General features: G+C 65.6%; 2 protein-coding genes. Both read right to left on the bottom strand.

From position 1 onward, the window contains the following. Positions 1-30: 30 nt before the first annotated feature. Positions 31-2,418, bottom strand: a complete 2,388-nt coding sequence (locus tag AC1DH9_RS25800; RefSeq protein ID WP_427539827.1) for a serine hydrolase — start codon at positions 2,416-2,418, stop codon at positions 31-33. Continuing rightward, the coding region (locus tag AC1DH9_RS25805) for a putative glycoside hydrolase (protein WP_477809041.1) at positions 2,370-3,212 on the bottom strand (843 nt) is incomplete at its 5' end. The genes AC1DH9_RS25805 and AC1DH9_RS25800, both read right to left, overlap by 49 nt.

Consider the following 3,212-nt stretch of genomic DNA (forward strand, 5'->3'; position numbering starts at 1 on the left):
GTCTAGGGGCTGTGGCGTGTCGTATCAAGATCAATAGAACAAGTTCTCCTGCCGCAGTCGTGCGAAGCGCTCAAGCGCTGCGGCATCGAGCGCTTGCGCGGCGTCAGGCGCTATGCCGTCGCGAATGGCTTGCCAGACGATTTGCGAGCCGATTGAGCCGCGGGTCGCCGCAATATCGAACGCGCCGGGATAGAGCGTATGCAGCGTGGCGAGCAGCGCCAATCCCAGGCGTGCGACGGGCCGTTGCTCAGGCACCGGGTTGCGCGTGATGCTCACGCCATGACAGAGCTGACCGTGCCAGTTCGATTCAGTGGGCACGAAGTCGATCGGCTCGAAATGCGCGCCAACGTTGAGGGCATTCAGCGCATGGGCGAACTGGGTCGCGTTGATCCACGGCGCGCCGATCCACTCGAACGGATGCGCTGTGCCGCGTCCCACACTCAGTCTCGCGCCCTCAAGCAAACCGACATCCGGGTAGAGGTCCAGCTGGGACAACGTACGCAGGTTTGGCGAGAGCGGCACCCAGCCGAGCCCGGTGTCGGCGAAGGTCATCTCACGCCGGTAGCCCTGCATCGGCACCACGCGCAGATCCGTGCCAATGTGCTTGTTGCGGTTGAACAGACTCGCCAGTTCGCCGACCGTCATGCCCGGTTGCAGCGGCGCCGGAAAATAGCCGGTGAACGATTCTTGACGGCTGTCCAGCACCGGTCCGCCGAATTGCTGCGCCCCGAGCGGATCGGGCCGGTCCAGCACGAACAGCGGAATGCGCTGCGCCGCCGCGGCCTCCAGTGCGTAGCCGAGCGTCGTCTCGTAGGTGAAGAAGCGCACGCCGGCATCCTGGATGTCAAAGACCAGCGCATCCAGTCCGGCGAGCGAACCGGGCGGAAAGCGCCGCGCCGCGCCGTAGAGACTGTGTACGGTGAGGCCCGTCGCGGTGTCGAGGGTGTCGCCGACCCGCTCGTCCACATCGATATTCAGCCCATGCTCCGGCGAGAACAGTGCGGCCAGCCTGACGCCTGGCGCGTGCGCGAGTACGTCGACGGTGCGCCGGCCCTCGGCGTCGAAACCGCTGCGATTGGTGATCAAACCCACGCGCTTGCCGGCGAGCGGCGCAAACCGCTGCGCCTCGAGCACGTCGATGCCGGTCTGCACCGGGCCCGTCGAGATCGGCAGGCGATCGGCGGCACTCAGCGCCGGTAACGTCGATGGCAGCCATTGGCCAATTTGCGCGACGCTCGCAGGTGGAGCCCGGCTTGCCAGCAGCGCGAGCAACTGCGCACGTAGCGGGCGGGCGTCACCGCGGTCGTCCGGGTACACGCGGTTGGTCAGGATAACGATGAATTGGCGCGTCAGCGGATCGATCCACAGGCCCGTGCCGGTGTATCCGGTGTGGCCGATCATGCCAATCGGTGGCAGACGGTCGTGGTTCGACGCGAACGGTGCGGCCAGGTCCCAGCCGAGTCCGCGCCACGGTGGAGTCGCGAGCGGCGAGGCGGCACTGCTGAGCGCGGCAATGCTTGCTGGCCGCAGAATCTGCAGGCCGCCCGCGCGCCCTTGGTTGAGCATCATCTGCGCGAAGCGGGCGAGGTCATCCGCGGTGGAAAACAGCCCGGCGTTGCCGGAGACGCCGCCCATCCATTCAGCAGTCGGATCGTGCACCCGGCCGCGGCGGATACCGGCCTTGTTCGCCAGTGTCGGTGCACTGCGGGCCGCTCGCCCGGGGTCCGGCACAAAGACCGTGTCGCGCATACCGAGCGGGCCGAAGATGTAGGCCTGGCAATACGCGTCGAGCGTGCGGTGGGTGATGCGCTCGACCAGTTCGCCCAGCACCACGAAATTCAGGTCACTGTAGATGACGCGCTCACCTGGCACGCTCCGCAGACGCTGCGCCGCAATCGCGCTCAAGACGCCTTCGCGGTCCGGATGCAGTGGCCGCACCGGCAGGTCTGGCAGCAGGCCGGAGGTGTGCGCCAGCAGATGACGAACGGTCACCGGGTCTTTGCCGAAGGCCGCAAAGGCCGGCCAATACTGTGTAACGCGTGCGTCCAGGTCGATGCGGCCGGCTTCGGCCAGTTGCATGATCGCCGTGGTGGTCGCGATGACCTTGGTCAGCGACGCAAGATCGAACTCGGTGCTCAGCGTCATCGGTTCGGGGTCGGGCGTTGTCGCGCGTTGCCCAAAGGCCTGGCGATAGAACACATGCGTGGCGTCCCCGATCAGCACGACGGCCCCCGGAATCCGTCCGGCAGTGATCTGCCCCTCGACGATCTGTGCGGCTTGCAGGCGTGCCTCCGCATCGAAATCGGCGGCACCGGCGAACTGCGCCGCCGCCATTGCAAGCAGCATTACCCAGCGTTTCAGCGCACCGATCAAGGGTGCGGCATATCGGCGGCGTTGTAGTGATTGTGTGGATTCCATAACATCCATCCATCGGTGCCGGCTGCGTTGGCGGCGTTGATCTGGGCACTGATCGCCTCTGCGTCAAACAAGCGACGATCGAACGCATAGTCGCGAAAGGCTTGCAGCCACGGACGAAAACGCACCCCCGGCAGATGGGTGCGCTTGATTGCTTCCGCCAGGGAGCGTCTGACGATCTGAGCGGGATCGCTGACCGGATTGGTCAAGCCCGGCAGCCCCCAGGTAAAACCGGACGGGTAGAGCATCGGTGAAATATAGTCGAGCGGCTCGCCGAGCAATTCGATTTGCTGGCCGATCGCGGTATCGTCCAGATTCCAGCAGACGTAGCCGAAGATGTCCGCAGAGACGAATACATTGTAGGGCGCCAGCCGTGTGCGTGCGGCCTGCAGGAAACCGACGATCGCCGCGGTCCGGTTGCGCCGGGTATTGGACAGGGCGAAGTGCAGCCCGCTCTTGTCGGGAAAGCGCACATAGTCGAACTGGACCTCGTCGAAGCCCATCTGCGCCGCCTCCTCGGCGACGTCCAGATTGTGCCGCCATACATCCTGCGAAAACGGATCCATCCATTGCAGCTTCTCGAGATCGCGCCACGGTTGGCCGTCTGTGGTGTGCACGCTCCACTCTGGATGCGCGCTGGCGAGCGGGTCGTCCTTGAACACCACGATGCGCGCGATCAGATACAGGTGTTGCTCATGTAGTCGGGCCAGCAGCGCCGCAAAGTCGTGGTCCTGTGGTGCGCGCACCGTCACCTGGGCAGCCGCGCCGATGGCCTCGCGCGCCGCGCTGCGATACGG

This window comes from Pseudomonas sp. 05T35, assembly GCF_056396605.1.